Origin of the sequence: Protofrankia coriariae, assembly GCF_001017755.1 — a bacterium.
In the GTDB taxonomy this organism is placed as follows: domain Bacteria; phylum Actinomycetota; class Actinomycetes; order Frankiales; family Frankiaceae; genus Protofrankia; species Protofrankia coriariae.
Window position 1 is genome coordinate 4,672 of record NZ_JWIO01000021.1, and the last position, 3,448, is coordinate 8,119.

General features: G+C 75.6%; 4 protein-coding genes. 3 read left to right on the forward strand and 1 reads right to left on the reverse strand.

Going from position 1 to position 3,448, the window contains the following annotated elements; genetic code table 11:
• Positions 1 to 1,185 (forward strand): glycosyltransferase (locus tag FrCorBMG51_RS13900; protein ID WP_086055455.1); only part of this gene is annotated, 1,185 nt, incomplete at its 5' end.
• A gap of 278 nt (positions 1,186 to 1,463) precedes the next feature.
• Positions 1,464 to 2,243, forward strand: a complete 780-nt coding sequence (locus FrCorBMG51_RS25275; protein WP_052914662.1) for a toll/interleukin-1 receptor domain-containing protein — start codon at positions 1,464 to 1,466, stop codon at positions 2,241 to 2,243.
• Here the strand turns inward: FrCorBMG51_RS25275 and FrCorBMG51_RS31280 are convergent.
• Positions 2,167 to 2,736 carry a hypothetical protein gene (locus FrCorBMG51_RS31280; protein WP_235433567.1) on the reverse strand — a complete coding sequence of 190 codons (570 nt, stop codon included), beginning with the start codon at positions 2,734 to 2,736 and terminating at the stop codon, positions 2,167 to 2,169. The two genes, FrCorBMG51_RS25275 and FrCorBMG51_RS31280, sit on opposite strands and share 77 nt — an antisense overlap.
• Here FrCorBMG51_RS31280 and FrCorBMG51_RS31285 point away from each other — a divergent pair.
• The coding region (locus FrCorBMG51_RS31285; RefSeq protein WP_235433568.1) for a CHAT domain-containing protein at positions 2,728 to 3,448 on the forward strand (721 nt) is incomplete at its 3' end. The genes FrCorBMG51_RS31280 and FrCorBMG51_RS31285 overlap by 9 nt on opposite strands.

The window sequence follows — 3,448 nt, forward strand, 5'->3', positions numbered from 1 at the left end:
GGGCCCGAGCCGCCCGGCGGCTGGCCCGCGATCACCGTGATCGTGCCGGCCCGGGACGAGGCCGAGATGCTGCCGCACACCCTGCCGGCCCTGCTCGGGCAGGACTACCCGGGACGGTTGCGGATCTTGCTGGTCGACGACTCCAGCGACGACGGTACCGGCGATGTCGCCCGCGTCATCGGCCGGGCCGCGGGTGCTGGTGACAGGCTGACGGTCGTCGACGGCCAGCCGCGCCCGGCCGGCTGGGCGGGCAAGGTGTGGGCCATGGAGCAGGGCGTGCGCGCGGCCGGGCCCGACGCGCGGTGGCTGCTGTTCACCGACGCCGACATCGCTCACGGCCCGCACTCGGTGACCCGGCTGGTCCGCCACGCCACCGGTCGCGGGCTCGACCTCACGTCGCTGATGGCTGTGCTGCGCACGAGCAACCGCTGGGAGCGGCTCGTCATCCCGGCGTTCGTCTACTTCTTCGCCCAGCTCTACCCGTTCCGCCGGGCCAACCGGCCGACGGCGCGCACGGCGGCGGCGGCCGGCGGGTGCGTCCTGTTGCGCCGTGCCGCGCTGGAACGCGCCGGTGGGATCGCCGCCATCCGCGGCGCGGTCATCGACGACTGTTCGCTGGCCAAGGCCGTCAAGCGCGGCGGGGGACGGATCTGGCTGGGCCTGGCCGACCGCGGGCCCGGGGGTGTGCGCAGCGTCCGCCCGTACCCCGGGCTCGCCGACCTGTGGAAAATGATCTCCCGTAGCGCGTACACCCAGCTGCGGCATTCGCCCGTGCTGCTCGCCGGCACCGTCGTCGGCCTGGTGCTGACCTACCTGCTGCCGCCGGCGGCGGCCGTGATCGGGCTGGCGGGGGCTCTCGCCGGTGGCGGTGACGCCGCCGGCGCGGGCACCGGGGGCGCCGGGGGCACGGCCGCGCTGGTCGCCGGCATCGCCGGGCTCGCCACCTGGGCGATCATGACTGCCACCTACGTCCCGATGCTCCGCTACTACCGCCAGCCGGTGTGGACGGCCGTGGCCCTGCCCGCCATCGCCGCCCTGTACACGCTGATGACCGTGGACTCGGCCGTGGCGCACTGGCGCGGCCGAGGCGCCGCCTGGAAGGGTCGCGCCTACTCGCCGTCAGCCTCGTCCGCATCGTCAGCCTCGGCCCCGACGGTGGGCTCCGACAGCGCCACCGGCACCTGACCGTCCCAGCCCTTCCCCGCCGCCGCCAGGCGGGCATGCTCGTGCTGGCTCTCCCTGCCGGGCATCTGCGCTGATCGTGCTGCTCCTGGCGTCGCCGTGCCTCCCGCGCCCGCTCCGAGGCGTCGAGCGGCCCGACCGCCCGGGCTCCGCGCCAGCCGTGCCGACCGCGCCATGCCGGTCACGCTGGCCGGATCGCGGTGGCCGGCCGGCCGCCAACAGCGACGATCAGGGCATTACGATGCAGAGCGTCGTCGCGTCACGGTGTACGGGGGGTTGGGATGGCCGGCGGTTTCGACGTCTTCGTCTCCTACGGGCACGCCGACCAGGAGTGGGTGCGGGTACTCGCGGAGAACCTGGAACGCGCCGGCCTGCACGTGTTCTACGACGAGTGGGAGATCTCGGCCGGGGATGTGCTCGTTCATCGGCTGGACGAGGGCATCCGTACGTCCGCGAACGGGATTCTGGTGGTCAGTCCGGACGCGCTGGCCCGGCCGTGGGTGGCCGAGGAGCATGCGGCGATGCTGACCCGGGCGGTCGCCGGCAGGCAGCGGCTGATCCCGGTGCTGCTCAGGGATGCCGAGCTGCCGCCGTTCCTGGCCGCCCGGGTGTATGTCGACTTCCGGCAGGCTCACGACCCGGCCGGCTACACCACCCGGGTGGGTGAGCTGGTCGCCGCGCTGCGCGGCGAGCGGCGGGCCCGCCCGGAGGTGGACGGTACCGTGCGGCCGCCGCCGGGGCTGGCCTACCGGGCGGAGGGCCCTCTCGCCGCCACCCTGCGGATCAGCCCGGATGGTGTGGCCCTGACCAGGGCGGACGGCACCGTCACCGAGGGCCGGCCGGGTGGGCTGGACTGGTCGGCTGTCCAGGTGCTGCGTGAACTGGAGCGGGTGCGGTGCCCGCCGGTCGTCCGCCGGCGGGCTGCTGGTGAAGGCGGCGGCCACCGCGGCGGCAACGATGTCGGCGGATCCGGTAGACACCGGGTTACGCGCGGCCGGGCGGATGCTCGGCGAGCGGTTCCTGCCCGCCGCCGTGGCCGACGCCCTGGCCCGGGAGCGTGAGGCCGCCGTGCGCGGCGGGGTGCCGCTGCGTCTCGCCCTCGAGATCGCCGGCCAGGACGCCGCCAGCCAAGATGGCAGCGGGCAGAACGGTGCCGGACAGAACAGCGCTGGTCAGGACGGCGGCGGGCAGGACGGTGGCGGGCAGGACGGTGGCGGGCAGGACGGTGGCGGGCAGGACGGTGGCGGGCAGGACGGTGGCGGGCAGGACGGTGGCGGGCAGGACGGTGGCGGGCAGGACGGTGGCGGGCAGGACGGTGGCGGGCAGGACGGTGGCGGGCAGGACGGTGGCGGGCAGGACGGTGGCGGGCAGGACGGTGGCGGGCAGGACGGTGGCGGGCAGGACGGTGGCGGGCAGGATAGCGCCGGGCAGGACGGTGGCGGCCGGACCGGTCAGGACATCGCCGGCCGGTCTGGGACGGGCTGGGCCGGGCTGGCGGATCTGCCGTGGGAGACCCTGACCCTGCCCGGTGACCCTCGGCCGCTGGTGCCGCACCCGTCGGTGCACCTGCACCGGGTCGTGACCGGTCTGGGTGCCGCCCCGGCGATGGGAATCCCCGGGCCGCTGCGGATCCTCGCGGTGATCGCCAGCCCGGAGCGGGGCGGCGGTGAGCTGCTGGACTACGAAGCCGAGCTGGCCCGCATCCTGGACGCGGTCGACGACGCCCGCCGCCGCGGCGCGGCGTACGTGCGCATCCTGAACGAGGGCAGCCGGACGGCGATCCACGACGCGTTGAAGCAGGAGCGGTTCCATATCCTGCACATCTCCTGCCATGCCGAGCCCGGCCGGCTGGTCCTGGAGACCGACTCCGGCGACGCCGACCCGGTCGACACCGAGACGTTCGCCGAGAAGGTGCTGGTGCCCGGCCAGGGGGTGCCGCTGGTCGTGCTCGCCGGCTGCTCCACCGCCCGGACAGCCACCCGGGCCCACGCCACCGACGCCGGTGACGGTCCTGAGGACGGTGGTGGCGCCGCCGGCAGCGGCGAGCCGGAGGATCGCGACGGCCGGGAGAGCGGGGACACGGGGGAGGGGTTCCTGCCGGGGCTCGCCCGGGGGCTGCTCGCCCACGGGGTGCCCGCCGTGCTGGCCATGACGGCGTCTGTCACTGACCGTTACGCCACCGAGCTGGTCTCCCGGCTGTACGGTGAGCTCGCCGACCGGGCCGTGCCCGACCCGCTGGCCGCGCTGGCGGACGCCCGCCGGGCGG